General features: G+C 65.7%; 9 protein-coding genes. 6 read left to right on the plus strand and 3 right to left on the minus strand.

Annotated elements, in window-relative coordinates:
* Positions 1-19: 19 nt before the first annotated feature.
* A complete protein-coding gene (locus BRX37_RS02665; RefSeq protein ID WP_125985408.1) occupies positions 20-2,689 on the minus strand; it encodes an HAD-IC family P-type ATPase in 2,670 nt (889 codons plus the stop codon).
* 50 nt (positions 2,690-2,739) lie between these two features.
* Positions 2,740-4,002, minus strand: coding sequence for a phospholipase A (locus BRX37_RS02670; protein WP_125985409.1), 1,263 nt, complete (start codon positions 4,000-4,002; stop codon positions 2,740-2,742).
* 302 nt (positions 4,003-4,304) lie between these two features.
* On the opposite strand from BRX37_RS02670, the gene BRX37_RS02675 reads away from it, so the two are divergent.
* Genes BRX37_RS02675 through BRX37_RS02690 form a run of 4 tightly spaced genes read left to right on the plus strand, consistent with a single transcriptional unit; the run spans position 4,305 to position 10,682 of the window.
* Positions 4,305-5,714: an efflux transporter outer membrane subunit gene (locus BRX37_RS02675; RefSeq protein ID WP_125985410.1), complete on the plus strand. Its 1,410-nt coding sequence runs from the start codon at positions 4,305-4,307 to the stop codon at positions 5,712-5,714.
* Positions 5,711-6,802 carry an HlyD family secretion protein gene (locus BRX37_RS02680; RefSeq protein WP_125985411.1) on the plus strand — a complete coding sequence of 364 codons (1,092 nt, stop codon included), beginning with the start codon at positions 5,711-5,713 and terminating at the stop codon, positions 6,800-6,802. The genes BRX37_RS02675 and BRX37_RS02680 overlap by 4 nt, the downstream gene beginning before the upstream one ends.
* Positions 6,799-9,549 carry a ribosome-associated ATPase/putative transporter RbbA gene (gene rbbA / locus BRX37_RS02685; protein ID WP_318276572.1) on the plus strand — a complete coding sequence of 917 codons (2,751 nt, stop codon included), beginning with the start codon at positions 6,799-6,801 and terminating at the stop codon, positions 9,547-9,549. The genes BRX37_RS02680 and rbbA overlap by 4 nt, the downstream gene beginning before the upstream one ends.
* A 5-nt stretch (positions 9,550-9,554) precedes the next feature.
* Positions 9,555-10,682, plus strand: a complete 1,128-nt coding sequence (locus BRX37_RS02690; RefSeq protein WP_017500701.1) for an ABC transporter permease — start codon at positions 9,555-9,557, stop codon at positions 10,680-10,682.
* A 15-nt stretch (positions 10,683-10,697) separates the two neighbouring features.
* On the opposite strand, the gene BRX37_RS02695 is transcribed toward BRX37_RS02690, so the two are convergent.
* A complete protein-coding gene (locus BRX37_RS02695; RefSeq protein ID WP_318276573.1) occupies positions 10,698-12,344 on the minus strand; it encodes a hypothetical protein in 1,647 nt (548 codons plus the stop codon).
* A gap of 242 nt (positions 12,345-12,586) precedes the next feature.
* On the opposite strand from BRX37_RS02695, the gene BRX37_RS02700 reads away from it, so the two are divergent.
* Positions 12,587-13,354 (plus strand): LytTR family DNA-binding domain-containing protein, encoded by a 768-nt coding sequence (locus BRX37_RS02700; RefSeq protein ID WP_125985413.1) that lies wholly within the window; start codon positions 12,587-12,589, stop codon positions 13,352-13,354.
* A gap of 355 nt (positions 13,355-13,709) precedes the next feature.
* On the plus strand, positions 13,710-16,499 hold the full coding sequence (locus BRX37_RS02705; protein WP_010338929.1) for a TonB-dependent receptor: 2,790 nt from the start codon (positions 13,710-13,712) through the stop codon (positions 16,497-16,499).
* The last annotated feature ends 268 nt before the right edge of the window (positions 16,500-16,767 follow it).

Consider the following 16,767-nt stretch of genomic DNA (forward strand, 5'->3'; position numbering starts at 1 on the left):
GGACTGTGGATAATGGCGGTCAGATATCCTCGAACCAGGCGAGCCGATGGGCGGCCAGCTTTTCGAGTTCCAGCACGGCGAACATCGCCGCGCCCAGGCCGATGATCATCAGCCCGTCGGTCAGCGACAGCGGCCGGCTGTCGAAAATATCGTGCATGAACGGCGCATAGGTGAAGAGCAGCTGGGCAATCACCACCGCCACGATCGCCGCCAGCACGATCGGCGTGCCCATCGCGCCGCGCAGCGTCAGCGATCGCATGTGCAGGAAGCGGACATTGAACAGATAGAATATCTCGCCCACGATCAGCATGTTGACCACCATGGTCCGGGCGGTGTCGATGTCGTGGCCGACATGCTGGGCATAGAAGAATATCCCCAGCGCCATCGCCCCCATCAGCACCGATACCAGCATGATGCGCCACAGCAGGAAGGGGGAAAGCAGCGGTGCGCCGGCGGCACGCGGCCGCCGTTCCATCGTTCCCGGCTCGGTCGGCTCGAACGCCAGCACCAGCCCCAGCGTCACCGTCAGCACCAGGTTGATCCACAATATCTGCGTTGCCGTCATCGGCAGGGCAAAGCCGGCGATGATCGCGATCACCACCGCCAGCGTCTCGCCGCCATTGGTCGGCAGGGTCCAGCTGATGACCTTGCGGATATTGTCATAGACGGTGCGCCCTTCGCGCACGGCCGCCACGATCGACGCGAAATTATCGTCCAGCAGCACCATCTCGGCCGCCTCCTTGGCGGCCTCCGTGCCCTTGATCCCCATCGCCGTGCCGACATCGGCCTGTTTGAGCGAGGGCGCGTCGTTGACGCCGTCGCCGGTCATGGCAACGACCAGCCCGTGCGACTGGAGCGCGCGGACGATGCGCAGCTTGTGCTCGGGGGAGGAGCGGGCGAACACCTCGACATCGCGCACCCGCGCCGCCAGCGCAGCATCGTCCAGCGCCTCGACCTCGGCGCCGCTCATCGCCTGGGGATCATCGTCCAGCGCCAGTTGCCGGGCGATGGCGATCGCCGTGCCGACATGGTCGCCGGTGATCATCTTGACGGCGATGCCGGCCGACCGGCACTGGGCGATCGCCTGCCGCGCCTCGTCGCGTGGCGGATCGATGAAGCCCATCAGCCCCAGCAACTCGACCCCGCTCTTCAGATCGTCGAAGCCGATCCGGTCGGGCGCGCTTGCGATCCGCTTGACGGCAAAGCCCAGCAGGCGTTCGCCCCGGTCGGCGGCGGCCAACAGCCGCGCGTTCCAGGCGGCGGCATCCGCGCCGGTCATCGCCAGCACCGCTTCGGGCGCGCCCTTGATGAAGATGGCGCTGCTGCCATCGGGCGCGCGATGCAGCGTCGCCATGAAGCGATAGGCGGCGTCGAACGGGATTTCGTCGATCCGCGGCCACTCGTCGCGCACATGGTCAGCGCTCAGCCCCGCCTTCATCGCCAGCGCGACCAGCGCGCCCTCCATCGGGTCGCCCTGCACGGTCCAGCCGTCATCCGCTTGGCGCAGCAAAGCGTCATTGCACAGCAGGCCGCAGCGCAGGATCGGCGCGGCATCGACCAGCGCCGCGGTATCGTCGCCGCCAGCGACACTGATGGCGCCTGCCGGCGCATAGCCCGATCCGCTGACATGCAGGTCGCCGCCGGGCAGCAGCAGGTGACGCACGGTCATCTCGTTGCGCGTCAGCGTGCCGGTCTTGTCGGTGCAGATCACCGATGTGGCACCCAGCGTCTCGACCGCCGGCAGGCGCCGGATCACCGCCTGGCGTGCGGCCATGCGCTGCACGCCGATCGCCAGCGTGATGGTGATGACGGCCGGCAGCCCCTCCGGCACGACGCCGACCGACAGCGCGACGATGGCGATCAGCGCATCGATCCAGTGGAAACCGCGCGCCAGCACCGCGAACAGGAACAGGACGACCGCGCCGGCCAGTACCGACCAGGTCATCAGCCGGGCGAAATCGTCGATCTGCCGCACCAGCGGCGTCTTGCCGACCTCGACCGCCTTCAACATGCCGCTGATCCGGCCGATCTGGGTATGGCTGCCGGTTTCGACCACCAGCCCGGTCGCCTGGCCGGCGGCGATCAGGGTGCCGGAAAAGGCCATGTTGCTCTGGTCGGCGATGCCGGCGTCGGCGGGGATCAGCGTCTGATGCTTTTCCGCCGCGACCGATTCGCCGGTCAGCGCCGCCTCGTCGATCAGCAGGCCGCGAGCGCGCAGCAGCCGGATGTCGGCCGGCACCCGGTCACCCGCTTCCAGCAGCACGATGTCACCGGGCACCAGATCGGGCACCGCCACCACACGCCGTTCGCCGCTGCGCAGCACCATGGCATGCGGCGCGATCATGTCCTGGATCGCGCCCAGCGCTTCCTCGGCCTTGCCCTCCTGGATGAAGCCGACGACCGCATTCACCAGCACCACGGCCAGGATCACGGCAGCATCGATGCCGTGATTCAGCAGCAGCGCGATCAGCGCCGCACCCAGCAGGAAATAGATCAGCACGCTGTTGAAATGCGCCAGGAATCGCAGCAGCGGATGCTGGCGCGGCGCTTCGGGCAGGGCATTGGGGCCATAGCGCCGCAGCCGGGCCTCGGCATCGCGCTGGTCCAGCCCGGTCGCTTCGACGGACAGCGTTGCCAGCGCCTCTTCGGGCGGCAACGCATGCCAGGCAACGGGCGGGGCAGAGGACATCGGCTTCCCTTTCAGTCGCGTCGAGCGGCCGGGGGCAAGCCACCCGGCGGTCAGCGCACCAGCGCGAAGCCGATCCGCAATCTTGTTATGGAACGATTATAGTCCAACAGGTTCTCGCCATATCCGGCAAATCCCTGAGCGAACAAATAGAGATCGGGGCCGCCGCCCAGCAGGCGCGGCAGCGGATAGGATAGGTCGGCGTTGATCGCGCCCTTGCCCGATCCGAAATTGAACCGGCTGTTGGTCGACAGGCGCAGCCCGTCATCATCGCCGACCTGCAGGAACAGGCCGGCATGGCCGCGATAGCGGACGATATCGGGATTGTCCGACTTGTCGCCGACATAGAAGGTCAGGCGCGGTGCTACCAGCAGCCGCCGTTCCTCGCCCAGCGAGAAGGCCGCCATCGGCGCGACATAGACGCTGTTGATGCTGCGCGACGCATCGCCGTCCCGGCCGTTGGATTCGTGCCGAAGCCCGCCCTGCAGCGCCAGCGACATGCCGTTTTTCAGCATCCGGGTCGGCGTCACATAGATGATCTCGGGCTGATAATCGATGTTGCGGAAGGGCATGGAATTGGCGCCCAGATCCCAGAACATGCGCTGGGTATAGGCGAAATGCAGGCCGTCCCGCCACGAACTGGGCAAATGCGCGGCATCGCGCGACCCGAACAGTCGATATTCGAAGCTCAACTGCAACCGGGCATCGGTATTGGTGCCGGGGCCATAGACTGCGTAGATCGGCTCATAGGGCGCCAGATTGCCGATGAAGGCATTGCCCGCGCTCCGATCGGCGGGCGGCGCGACCGGCGGCGGCACCGGGGTTCCGGGTGGCGGCGGCGGTGGTGGAACAGGCACCGGCGAAGCGGCCGCCATCCGCGAGGCAGCCGCGCCATGCAGCGCCACCTGCGGCGAATTCCAGGCCGGGATCGACAGCAATGCCCCCTCGGCCATGTCGCTCGCGGCCAGTTGATAGCGCGCCTGGGCAAAGCCGCCCGGCGCAATCTCCACCGTCTCCGGCACGCCCGGCGCCCGGCGCAGCCACAGCCGGCGTGTGGCGCCATCCTGTTCCACCAGCGCCTCGACCCGGTCGGGCAGCGGCATGGCGGCGGGCGCCGTGCCCATGTTGAGGAAGCGCAGTTCCACGCTCGCCATATTCTGGTCATCGGGCAGGGCGATCCGCCCTATCAGGGTTTCTACGGGTTCCCCGGCCAGGGCGCTTGTCGCAAAAGAAGGCGACAGGACAGCCAGCAGCCATGCCAGGCTCGACCAGGGGGCGGGCAAGTGTCGTGGTTGCGCGCGGCGGTTGCGGATCATCCTGCGTCCCTTGTCGCGTTGCGCCCCTCGCAACGGCGCGAGCGGTCAGGTCAGGTGCGATTGACGATACTGGTTGTGGTAGATAAACACAAATATATTAAAGGCATAAGTTGTTCGTGAGTCTTTGTGGTGTTTTGAAACATCATGTCTCACAAAATCGAGAATAGATGAAATCGGTCGATGCTATATCGATTGAATAGGGGTCCATGTTGCTCGAAAAGGGGTGCTTGGTGTCGCTTGGCAATTCCGATTTTGCGATAGATCATGGCTCGTTGGGGAGGGTTTTCCCTGAAGCTTTGGCGATGTTTCTGGCTCTTTACTTGGCTGGTTGTTCCTTTGCACCCGATTATGTCCAGCCATCCCTGCCGGTGCCCGACAGCTATGCCGTCGCGACGCCGGCCGGGGCTTCGCTGGCCGGGCGCGACTGGGAGCAGGTTTTTCCCGATCCCGAATTGCGCAGGCTGGTCGCCCAGGCGCTGGCCAATAATCGCGACATTCGCATCGCTGCCGCCCGCGTGGCGCAGGCGCGCGGCGCCTGGCGGATCGAGGGTGCCTCGCTCTATCCCCAGCTCGATGCGGTGGCGACGGGCACGCGCGGTCAGGCCTTCTACAGCCTGCCGGTGATCGGCGACCAGATCGTCGACGTGAAATCGATCACCGCCCAACTCAGCGCCAGCTGGGAAATCGATTTCTGGGGCCGGCTGCGCAATCTGAAGGAGGCCGCCCGCGAACAGTTTCTGGCGTCCGAGGAATCGCGCCGGGCGGTCGCGACCGACCTGATCGCGCAGGTTGCGCTCGGCTATCTGCTGGAGCGCGAATATGAGGAGCGCGCCGCCCTTACCCAGCAGTCGATCACCACCCGGCAGGAAACGCTGCGCATCATGCGCCGCCGCTATGAGGTGGGGTCGGGGTCGAAGCTGGACCTGGCCCAGTCCCAGGTGCTGCTGGCGCAGGCGGACACCACCATGCATGTGCTGAACCTCGACCGCGCGGTCAATCGCAACGCGCTGGCGCTGCTGGTCGGCCAGCCGGTGGAGATCGCGCCCGGATCGCTGCGGCTGGCCGGGCCGGGCGGCGATTATCAGGTGCCCGCCGGCCTGCCGTCCGAACTGCTCACCAACCGGCCCGACATCGTCGCGGCCGAGCATCAGCTGCGCGCCGCCAATGCCAATATCGGTGCCGCCCGCGCCGCCTTCTTCCCCAATATCAGCCTGACCGGCGCCTATGGCACGACCAGCCCGGACCTCGACGGCCTGTTCGGCGGCAATAGCGAGGTGTGGAGCTTTTCGCCGACGATCCGACTGCCCCTGTTCAACGCCGGCCGGCTGAAGGGCAATTTGGACGTGGCGCAGGCGCGCCGGGACGAGGCCGTCGCTACTTATGAAAAGACGATCCAGTCGGCCTTTCGCGACGTGTCCGACGCGCTGGTCCGGCGGCGCCAGATCGCCCTGCAGATCGGCACCACGCGCCAGCTGGTCGATGCCCAGCGGGAACGGGCGCGCCTCGCCCAGTTGCGGTTCGACAATGGCCGCTCCACCTATCTCGAAGTGCTCGATGCCCAGCGCGACCTGTTCGATGCGGAACAGGCGCTGGTCCAGCTTCGCCGGGGGGAACTCTCCAGCATCGTCAGCCTCTATGCCGCCCTGGGCGGCGGCTTTGTGGTCAATCGCGGCATCGCGGCCGCCCCGTCCGGGAACCAGGGGGAACCATGAGCATGAACAAGCGCTGGATCGTCAGGGGGCTGATCGTGGCGGCGGTGGCCGGCATCGCCTTCCTGCTCTGGACGTTGCTGAAGCCGGCCGGCCTGCCCGAAGGCATTGTCGGCGGCAATGGCCGGCTGGAAGCGACCGAGATCGACGTCGCCTCCAAATCCGCCGGGCGGATCAAGGATATCGTCGCGGATGAGGGGCAGCTGGTGAAGGCCGGCGAGATCGTTGCCCATATGGATGTCGACGTGCTGGACGCACAGCGGACCGAGGCCGTTGCGCAACTGGCAGAGGCGCAGAATGCCGTCCTTGTCGCCCAGACCCAGGTCGCCCAGCGCGAGAGCGAGAAGGCCGCCGCCCAGGCCGTGGTGCGCCAGCGCATCGCCGAACTCAACGCCTCGCGCAAGCGCCTTGCCCGGTCCGAAACCCTGGCCCGCGAAGGCGCGACCGCGGTGCAGGAACGCGATGACGACGCCGCCCAGACCGAAGGCGCCGCCGCTGCCGTGGAGGCGGCCCGTGCCCAGCTCGCCTCGGCCGAGGTCGCCATCACCAATGCCCGCAATCAGGTGATCGGATCGCGATCGCGCGTGGAGGCCGGCCGCGCCACCATCCAGCGGATCGAGGCGGACATCAACGACAGCAGCCTGCGCGCGCCACGCGACGGCCGCGTCCAGTATCGCGTCGCCCAGCCCGGCGAGGTGGTGACGGCCGGTGGCCGGGTGCTGAGCCTGGTCGACCTGTCCGACGTGACGATCAGCTTCTTCCTGCCCGCCACCGCCGCCGGCCGTGTCGCCATCGGCAGCGAGGCGCGGATCGTGCTCGATGCCATTCCCGACTATCCAATCCCGGCGCGGATCAGCTTCGTCGCCGACGTCGCCCAGTTCACGCCCAAGACGGTGGAAACCCAGAGCGAGCGCGAGAAGATGATGTTTCGGGTCAAGGCCCGGATCGATCCGGCGCTGCTGCGCAAGCATATCGCCCAGGTGAAGACCGGCCTGCCCGGCATGGCCTATGTCCGGATCGATCCAGGCATTGCCTGGCCCGCCTCGCTTGCGGTCCGCACCCTTCCCGAAGGATCGCGGGCGGTCCAGTGAACCAGCCCGCCCCCATCGGCGCGCCAACGGTCGATCCGGTCGTCCGCCTGTCCGGCGTCCGCCTCCATTATGGCAAGACGCAGGCGCTGCGCGGCATCGATCTCGACATACCGGGTGGGCGGATGATCGGCCTGATCGGACCCGATGGCGTGGGCAAGTCCAGCCTGCTCTCCCTCGTCGCCGGTGCCCATGTCATCCAGGATGGCGATGTCCATGTGCTGGGCGGCGACATGCGCGACAAGCGCCATCGCAGCGATGTGTGCCCGCGCATCGCCTATATGCCGCAGGGGCTGGGCAAGAATCTCTATCCCACCCTGTCGGTCGAGGAGAATCTGCAGTTTTTCGGCCGCCTGTTCGGCCATGACGGGGCGGAGCGGCGACGGCGGATCGATGCGCTCACCCGCGCGACCGGTCTCGACCCGTTCCTTGCCCGGCCGGCGGGCAAGCTGTCGGGCGGCATGAAGCAGAAGCTCGGCCTGTGCTGCGCGCTGATCCATGATCCCGACCTGTTGATCCTGGACGAACCGACCACCGGCGTCGATCCGCTGGCCCGCGCCCAATTCTGGGATCTCATCAACGACATCCGCCAGACCCAGGCGCAGATGAGCGTCATCGTCGCCACCGCTTACATGGACGAGGCGCAGCGTTTCGACTGGCTGGTGGCGATGGATGACGGGCAGATCCTCGACACCGGCACCCCGGCCGAGATTTTCGCGCGCACCGGCACCAGTTCGCTGGAGGAAGCCTTCATCGCGCTGTTGCCCGAGGAGAAGAAGCGCGGCCATGAGCCGGTCATCATCCCGCCGCTCGAAGCCAGCGAGGATGACATCGCGATCGAGGCGCAGGGCCTGACCATGCGCTTTGGCGATTTCACCGCGGTCGACCATGTCAGCTTCCGCATTCGCCGGGGCGAGATATTCGGCTTTCTGGGGTCCAACGGCTGCGGCAAGTCGACCACCATGAAGATGCTGACCGGCCTCTTGCCCGCGACCGAGGGCAAGGCCTGGCTGTTCGGCAATGCAGTGGACCCGGACGACATGTCCACGCGCAAGCGGGTCGGCTATATGAGCCAGGCCTTCTCGCTCTACACAGAACTCACCGTCCGCCAGAATCTGGAATTCCACGCCCATCTCTTCCATGTCCCGCGCGAGGATATTCCCGCCCGCGTCGCGGAAATGGCCGATCGGTTCGATCTTGGCCCGGTGATGGAGGAACTGCCCGACAGCCTGCCGCTCGGCATCCGCCAGCGCCTCAGCCTTGCGGTGGCGATGGTCCACAAGCCGGAACTGCTGATCCTGGACGAGCCGACCTCCGGCGTCGATCCGGTGGCGCGCGACGGCTTCTGGCGATTGCTGGCGGAGCTGTCGCGCCGCGACAAGGTCACGATCTTCATCTCCACCCATTTCATGAACGAGGCGATGCGCTGCGATCGCATGTCGATGATGCATGCGGGCCATGTACTGGACAGCGATGCGCCAGCGCGCCTGATCGAGAAGCGCGGCGCGCCCGATCTGGAACAGGCCTTCATCGGCTATCTGGTCGATGCCGGCGGCGACACCCGCCCGCCCGACGAGGAAAGCGCGCTCAAGGACATGGCGCAGGCGGAACATGGCACGATCAGGCGCGGCTTCAGCCCGCAACGTGCGCTCACCTATGCCTGGCGCGAGACGCTGGAACTGCAGCGCGATCCGGTCCGTGCGACCCTCGCGCTGATCGGTTCGCTGATCCTGATGCTGGTGATCGGCTTCGGCATGACCACCGACATCAACGAGCTGAACTATGCCGTGCTGGACCGCGACAACAGCATCCTCAGCCAGAATTATGCGCTCGACATTTCCGGCTCCTCCTATTTCGTCGAACATGCGCCGATCCGCGATTATGACGATCTCGACCGGCGCATGAAGGATGGCGAACTGGCGCTGGTGATCGAGATTCCGCCGGGCTTTGGCCGGGATATCGCGGCCGGGCGACAGGTCACGGTCGGCGCCTGGTTCGACGGCGCCAATCCGCAGCGCGCTGAAACCGTGCAGGGCTATATCCAGGGGCTGCACCAGCATTGGCTGAGCCAGCAGGCGGCCGCGCGCGGCAGCGCGGCCGGCAGCAGCTTCTCGATCGAGAACCGCTATCGCTACAATCCCGATGTGCAGAGCCTGCCGGCGATGGTGCCGATCGTCATCCCGCTGCTGCTGCTGATGCTGCCGGCGATGCTGACCGCGCTGGCGGTGGTGCGCGAAAAGGAGATCGGGTCGATCATCAACCTCTATGTGACGCCGGTCAGCCGCAGCGAATTCCTGCTCGGCAAGCAGCTTCCCTATGTCGTGCTGGCGCTTGTCAACTTCCTGCTGATGGTGCTGATGGCGATCTTCATCTTCGGTGTGCCGGTGAAGGGCAGCTTCCCGACCCTGCTGTTGGCCGCCGCCATCTATTGCGTCACCGCGACCGGCATGGGCCTGCTCGCCTCGGCCGTGACGCGCAGCCAGATCGCCGCGATGTTCCTGGCGATGATCGGCACGATGATCCCGGCCACCACCTATGGCGGTATGACCGACCCCGTCTCCTCGATGGAGGGCAGCGCGCGGATCATCGGCGACATCTATCCCGCCAGCCACATGTTCACCATCAGCCGCGGCGTCTTTGCCAAGGCGCTGGGCTTTTCGGACCTGGCCGGCTCCTTCCTGCCGCTCGCCATTTCCGCGCCGCTGATCGTCGGCATCGCGATCATGCTGCTCAAGAAGCAGGAGGCCTGACGCCCATGCTTGCGACGATTTCCAACATCTACCGGCTGGGCGTGAAGGAGCTGTGGAGCCTGTGGCGCGACCCGATCATGCTGGTGCTAATCCTGTTCGTCTTCACCGTCTCCATCTATACCTCGGCCAATTCCAAGCCGGAAACGCTGCACAATGCAGCCATCGCAATCGTCGATGAGGATGAATCGCCCCTGTCGCAGCGGATCGTCGCCGCTTTCTATCCGCCGCAATTCACGCTGCCCCGGATGATTGCGCCGGCGCAGATCGATCCGGGCATGGACGCGGGCGACTTCACCTTCGTCCTGCACATACCCCATGGCTTCCAGCGCGACGTGCTGGCCGGCCGGACGGCGGAAATCCAGCTCAACACCGACGCCACGCGCATGAGCCAGGCTTTCTCGGGCAGCAGCTATGTCCAGCAGATCGCGACCGCCGAGGTGAATGAATTCGTCAACCGCTATCGCGCCAACAGCGTGCCCAAGGTCGACCTGGCGGTGCGGGCGCGCTTCAACCCGACGCTCAACCATACCTGGTTCGGTGCGCTGGCACAGATCATCAACCAGATCGCGATGCTGTCGATCATCCTCACCGGCGCGGCGCTGATCCGCGAGCGGGAACATGGCACGATCGAGCATCTGCTGGTGATGCCGGTCACCCCGTTCGAGATCATGCTGTCAAAGGTCTGGTCGATGGGCCTGGTCGTGCTGCTCGCTTCGTCCCTGTCGATCAACCTGGTGGTGCAGGGGCTGATGCACGTGCCCGTCGCCGGATCGCTGGCGCTCTTCTTCGCGGGCGCTGCGCTGGTGCTGTTCTCCACAACCTCGATGGGCATTTTCCTCGCGACGCTGGCACGCAACATGCCGCAATTCGGCATGCTGATGATCCTCGTCCTGCTGCCGCTGCAGATGCTGTCGGGCGGCACCACCCCGCGCGAATCCATGCCCAAGCTGGTGCAGGATGTGATGCTGTTCGCGCCGACCACCCATTTCGTCGAACTGGGTCAGGCGATCCTGTTCCGGGGCGCCGGCATCGGCGTCGTCTGGCCGCAATTCGCCGCCACCGCCGCGATCGGCATCGCCTTCTTCCTGATCGCACTCACCCGCTTCCGCCGGACGATCAGCGCCATGGCCTGATCGTCCGGCCGCTCTTCACGGCGCCAGCCGGTCCACGCTCAGGCGCTGGCCGCCATATTCGGCAAAGCCTCGGCTGCGCGGCTGGCCATCGGCTTGGGGCGTGAAGTCGATCGCGGCAGGCTTGGGGCCGCCCAGCGGTCCGAACGTCATCTGCAGCTTCATGATGCCGGGCTTGGGACCGGTCAGGCGGATGTCCGCTTCGTAGCTGGACTGGCCGCGCATGTTGATCTGCGTCGTCTCGCGCCCGCTATAGACCTGCTTTCCGTCGTCGCTGAAATCGACATAGATTTTCTCGATGGCGCCGCTCGTGCGCCGATAGAGGATATGGCCTGACCGCCGGCCATAGACCTTCACGTCGATATTCTGGCTCTTGCCCGCCAGCGCCGACAGGGTGGACAGGTCGGTATCGCCATAGGGCAGGCTGTCGGGCACGGCGCGCGGGGCGACCGCCGGCCCGGCCTTGTATCCGGGCAGGGTGACGATCTGGACCCGCTTGGTCTCGCTGCCGCGCAGCCCCTCGATCCAGGTCGCCCGGCGGCTGTCGGGATGCCAGGACATGGGCGAATGAAACACCCAGTCGGCCTGGCTGCTGAGGTTCGCGCCCAGATAGCCATCTTCGCGCTGCGACCGGGCGATGTCGATCAGCGCCGGCCCGACATTGCCTGGCCGCGCCGTGCGCACGCCGGTGACGGCATAAGTATAGGCGAACATGCTCAGCCCCATGTTCAGGCTGTCGGGATAGGGGCGGGGCATCAGCCCCAATATCGCCGGGTCGGTCTGCGAAAAGCGGGTGGTCATCACCATGCCCAACCGCTCGTCCGGCGAGAAGATCGTCGTTTCGGTATAGCCCGGCGTGTCGGTGATCGGCGTCACCTTGCCGCTCGCCAGGTCCATCACCACCGAATCGGGTAAGTCGCGCTTCACCGCGCCGACCAGCGACAGGGCGCTGCCGCCATGGACGAACTGCTTCACCTCGCCACCGCGGATCGGCGACGGGATGACGCCATCGGCATGGGCCGGATCGGGGCGAAAAGGATCGCTGCTGCTGATGATCTGCGGCCGGGTGACGACATAGCCATCCGGGCCGCGCGTCAGTTCGCCGGTCAGCACCGCGGCGGAATAATTGGCGAGCAAGGTCGTCCAGGCGATATGGCGATTGTCCGGCGCCACCACCATTTCCGACCAGCGATGCCAGATATGCGCGCCATCGGCCACCTGCGGCGGATAGGTGACCGGCACCAGTTGCGCCTGCGTGCAATCGTCCAGGCTGGTCGGGCATTCGATCACGAAATCGCCCAGGAAGATGCGCTTATTGTCGGCAAACACCATGTAGCGGATGCCATTATCCTTCGGCCGGGCGGGAATCGTTCCACTGAAGATCGGTCGGATATGACTGCCATCATCGTCCATGATGGCGAGGTTGATCTGCCGCGGATCGCTCTCGCCCGGCCGGGCATAGGTCAGCAATATCCGGCCCGACGGCGTGTAGGTGGCGCTTTGCGGCCGCATGTCGGCCGGCAATGTCAGGGTGCGGATCACCGGTTGGCCGAACAGCGCGCCATCCGGCCTGGGCCGCGCCAGGGTCGGGCCGCCATCCAGCGCCAGCCCGCCGATCAGGACGGGCAGCATGGCCAATATCGGCAGCCGGCGGGAAGGGGGCATGGTCACCAGATTCTCTCCTCGTCTCGGCCTTGGCCCAGGGGCGCTGGGCGGCCGTCCACCCTGCTGATGGCACCTGCCCGCCGGCCGGCAAGCGGCAATCCGTTACGCGGAAAGAGGGCTTGCCAATGTCCAGCAAAGCCGGGCATTTTCCAGCCGGCGCTTCGCGAACGGGCAGGACGACAAGCGGGCGGAGAGGGGAAGAGCCGATTTTCAACCGACGCATCTTGCTGGAGCTGTGGGCGATGCTGCTGCTGGCCGGCATCATCGGCTTCATGGGGCCGTTCGGCACCTATATGCGCGACGGGCTGCCGGGGCGGATCGGCCATTGGTGGCTGCTGCTGATGGGGGCCTATATCCTCGTTCGGCCGGCGATCTGGCTGCTGCGCGGCCTGGCCCGGCGGATCGACCTGTCGGTATCGATCACCGTCTTTTCCGGCGTGTCGCTCTGCGTCGTGCCGCTGGCCTTCCTCTGGCGCAATGTCGGCCGCACCGCCTTTCGCGACCTGGACGGCTTTACCGGCCTGCTGCCCTTTTCCTTCCTCTGCGCGCTCACCGTGCTGGTCGTCACCCACTGGGCCGAACAGACCGACCGGCGGCTGGCCCAGCGGGGCATCCTGCCGCCGGTCGGTCTGTTCGGCCCAGTGGCCGATGCCCCGCACCCCGAAGGCGCCGCCGCCACATCCCCCGCAGACCCCGCCCTGCGCCATCGCCTGTCGGCCGGCTTTGCCGGGCCGATCCTGGCGCTGCAGAGCGAGGATCATTATGTCCGCGTCCATGGCGCGGGCGGCAGCGAATTGCTGCTGATGCGGTTGCGCGACGCGATTGCGGAGATGGAGGGGGTGGCCGGCGCGCAGGTGCATCGCAGCTGGTGGATCGCCCATCGCGCCATCCTGCGCTGCGATCCCGCCGGGCGCAGCTGGCTCATCACCCTGGATGGCGGGCTCAGCGTCCCCGTCGCGCGCGATTCGGTCGCCCGGCTGCAACGGGCCGGCTTCCTGCCCGCGTCCTGACCGGCTCTGGCGGGCAAAAGAAAACCCCGCCGGAGCAAGCTCGACGACGGGGCCAGGTTCAGGGAGGTGTCACTCCAAAGGGGGGAAGAGTGACAGGACCAATCTAGGAAAGCGCGCGTCCCTTTCAAGCATCAGCCGTATATTTTTGTCGGCGGCCGCGCCCATGCCATCGGCTCTATCGCACGGCTGAACCCGCTATTTCGGCCATTTCCCCTACGGTAACCGGGCATGTCGTGAATATGGCTGAATACGTATGCTGGAATCTGTGCAGAGGGTCGGGGGCGGCGCTATTTGAACCAGACCGACACATGTCGGCAAGAAACGCTCAAGATGCGTCCTGGGGAGGATCACTGTCATGCATCAATTCCGTCATACCGTCCTGCGCGCTGCGCTGCTGGCAGGGGCTTCCTTCTCGTTCGCCGCGGTCGCCCATGCGCAGACCGACGCCGAAACCGCGACGCCCGCCGCACCCGCCGCCGGCGAATCCGAAGGCATCGTCGTCACCGGCATCCGCGCCTCGCTCGCCTCCGCCGCCAAGGTGAAGCGCGATTCCGTGCTGATCGTCGATTCCATCTCGGCCGAAGATGTCGGCAAGCTGCCCGACGTGTCGATCGCGGACTCGCTCGCCCGTCTGCCCGGCGTCACCGCCCAGCGCCTCGAAGGCCGCGACCAGCGCCTGTCGATCCGTGGCCTTGGCCCGGACTTCTCGACCACGCTGCTCAACGGCCGCGAACAGGTCACTGTCGGCGACAATCGCGGCGTCGAATATGACCAGTATCCCTCGGAATTCTTCCAGAACGTCAATGTCTACAAGAGCGCCGACGCCGCGCTGATCGCCGCCGGCATCTCCGGCACGGTCGACCTGCGCATGCTGCGTCCGCTCGACAAGAATGACCGCATCCTCGCCGTGTCGCTGCGCGGCCAGATGAACGGCATGGACAAGCTCAATCCCGATGGCGAACGCTATGGCTATCGCGCCTCGGCCACCTATGTCGATCAGTTCGCCGACGACACGCTGGGCCTGTCGCTGGGCTTCGCCGCCTCGCAGACCCCGTCGCAGAATGAGCGCTTCAACGCCTGGGGCTATCCCACCGATGCCGACGGCAATCTGATCATCGGCGGCGCCAAGCCCTATGTGCAGTCGAACCTGCTCAAGCGCTATGGCATGGTCGGCACGCTGGAATGGCAGCCGAGCGACAATTTCCACTCGACCTTCGACGTGCTCGCCTCGCATTTCGAGGAAGAACAGCGCCTGCGCGGCATCGAATTCCCGCTCGTCTGGGGTACCGACGTCGGCGTCAGCGACGTGACGGTCGAAAATGGCTTCGTCACCGGCGCCACCTTCTCCAACGTATATGGCGTCCAGCGCAACGATTATAACAAGCGCAAGGCCGACACCATCTCGCTCGGCTGGAACAATGACATCCGCCTGAACGATCGCCTCAAGCTCAATGTCGATGCCAGCTGGTCGCGCGCCAAGCGCACCGACTTCCTGCTCGAAACCTATTCGGGCACCGGCTATCTGCGGTCGGGCGTGTCCGACACGGTGCGTGTGGAGCGCCAGTCGAACGGCCTGTTCAGCATCGTGCCGACGCTCGACTATACCGACACCAACGTCATCAGCCTGACCGACCCCAATGGCTGGGGCTATAACGGCACCACCGCCGTCGTGCAGGCGGGCTTCCTCAACCGGCCCAAGTTCATCGACGACATGAAGTCGTTCCGCGCCAACCTGGTCGGCGACATTTCGGGCAGCATCTTCAGCAACTGGGAAGTCGGCGGCAATTACAGCCGGCGCAAGAAGACCAGCGCCTATACCAGCTATTTCCTCTGCCCCACCGGCGGCACGGACTGCACCATCGCCAATGGCACGCCAGGCTCGGCGCCGGTGCCGCAGGAAGCACTGCTCGGCAAGAATGTCTCGCTCGACTATCTGGGCGTGCCGGCGATGCTGACGCTCGATCCGCTCTATCTCTACAACAACACGCTCGACGCCGTGTTCGACAATCGTCCCTCGTCGCTGGTGCGCGACAATGTCGTGAAGGAAGATGTCTTCACCGGCTATGCGAAGATGACGCTGGATGGCGATCTGGGCGGCAAGCCGCTGAAAGGCGCGATCGGCGTGCAGGTGATCCACACCCGCCAGGCGTCGACCGGCACCATCTCCAACTTCTCCAACGGCGTTGTCACCGTCGTCCCAGCCTCGGGCAAGGAAAGCTTCACCAATTTCCTGCCCAGCGCGCAGTTCTCGGTCGAGCTGGAACCCGGCTTCTTCGTGAAGATGGGCGCGGCCCAGACCATGGTGCGTCCGCGCATGGACCAGGAACGGATCAACCAGGAATATAATTTCAACCTGGCCAATGTCGGCCTCGGCTCCGACCCGCAGTACAGCCCGTTCAGCTCGAACGGCGGCAACATCGCGCTGCGTCCCTATCAGTCGACCAATATCGACCTGTCGATCGAGAAATATTTTCCGGGCGGCGGCTATGTCTCGCTCGCGGGCTATTTCAAGAATCTGACCGACTTCGTCGATCCCAACAACAATATCGCCTATGATTTCTCGGACGTGCTGGCCTCGCTGCCTGCCGACATCCGCAACCAGATCATCGCCGACGGCAGCTATATCGGTCTGCTGAAGGCTCCGGCCAACACCGGCAAGGGCACGATCATGGGGGCGGAAGGCACCGTCTCACTGCCGTTCAAGGTGTTCAGCGAAACGTTGGACGGCTTCGGCATCTTCGCCAGCGGGTCCTACACCCACAGCGAAGTCAAATATGGCAGCAACCCGACCGATGTCGTCACCCTGCCGGGCCTCTCCAAATGGGTCGCCAGCGGCACGGCCTATTATGAAAAGAGCGGTTTCCAGGCGCGCGTCTCCTATCGCTATCGCTCCTCTTTCCTGGGCGAAGTGGCCGGCCTCTCGGCCGCGCCGACCTTCCGCACCGCCAAGGCAGAGGGCATTCTCGACGCGCAGATCGGCTATGAATTCCAGTCGGGGCCGCTCACCGGCCTGTCGATCCTGCTGCAGGGCAAGAACCTCACCGACCAGCCCTTCGTCACCTATCAGAATGGCGATAAGCGCCAGGTCATCGACTATCAGCGCTACGGCCGCGATTATTATCTGGGCCTGACCTACAAGTTCTGATCGGCCCGCGGCCGATCGGGCAAGTTCTGACCGGCCTTCGCGCCGGTCGGGCAAGTCCTGAAATTCCTCCCCGGATTGCCCGACTGCACGCGGGCAATCCCCCTCCCCGGACCGCCACCCCTTAGAGGGGAGGGTGGTCCGCATATCTTGGCGGGGTGGGGGACGGGATACGGAACCGCTATTCCCTCCGCGCACTGCGGAGGGGGTAGGGGCTCGCCGGCTGACGGGGGGAAGGGGGAGGACCGCAAACCCATGACACGACAGGCCA

The sequence above is a fragment of the Sphingomonas sp. S-NIH.Pt3_0716 genome (assembly GCF_003950715.1).
GTDB classification, from domain to species: domain Bacteria; phylum Pseudomonadota; class Alphaproteobacteria; order Sphingomonadales; family Sphingomonadaceae; genus Sphingobium; species Sphingobium yanoikuyae_A.